Source organism: Mesorhizobium sp. M4A.F.Ca.ET.050.02.1.1 (assembly GCF_003997725.1).
In the GTDB taxonomy this organism is placed as follows: domain Bacteria; phylum Pseudomonadota; class Alphaproteobacteria; order Rhizobiales; family Rhizobiaceae; genus Mesorhizobium.
On sequence record NZ_RZSG01001441.1, the window covers coordinates 1 to 571 of the forward strand.

A 571-nucleotide genomic window follows, 5' to 3' on the forward strand; every position below is an offset into this window, starting at 1 on the left:
GTAGACGACCGCGTCGAGACGCGACTCGAGCAGGCCGATCAGGTTCTCCGAGGTGTCGCCCTTGCGGCGGTCCGCCTCTTCATAGACCTTGCGGAACTGCTTTTCCGAAACGTCGCCATAGTGGCCCTTCAGCTTCTGCTTGGCGCGCAGCTGCAGACCGAAGTCGGAAAGCTTGCCCTTGCGGCGCTGGCCGTGCTGGCCGGGGCCGTATTCACGCTTGTTGACCGGGGACTTCGGGCGGCCCCAGATGTTTTCGCCGAGACGGCGGTCGATCTTGTATTTCGCGGATTCGCGCTTGCTCATCGCATTCCCTTTCAAAACAATACACCCGGAACCTCATGCTCCGAGTGAAGGAAACGCGCCCTCCTCTGGCCTCCGTTTTCGAGACCTGACAGGGTTTTCCACGCAACGCGACGGAAAACCCACGGGACACGTCAGTTAACAAGGCCGGGGAAGAAACAATCGAACTTCCGTCTGCCTTGCGCATAAAGAAAACCACCGGGCATTGCGGCCCGGTGTTGGCGCGCTGATTAAACGGAGATTTAGGCGGTGTCAAGCTTGTGCGTGGCAC

At 59.7% G+C, this 571-nt stretch carries 1 protein-coding gene; it reads right to left on the reverse strand.

Going from position 1 to position 571, the window contains the following annotated elements:
- Positions 1-303, reverse strand: a 303-nt coding sequence (gene rpsD / locus EOA33_RS38025) for a 30S ribosomal protein S4 (protein ID WP_127407862.1), incomplete at its 3' end; no start/stop codon positions are given.
- Between the last annotated feature and the right edge of the window lie 268 nt (positions 304-571).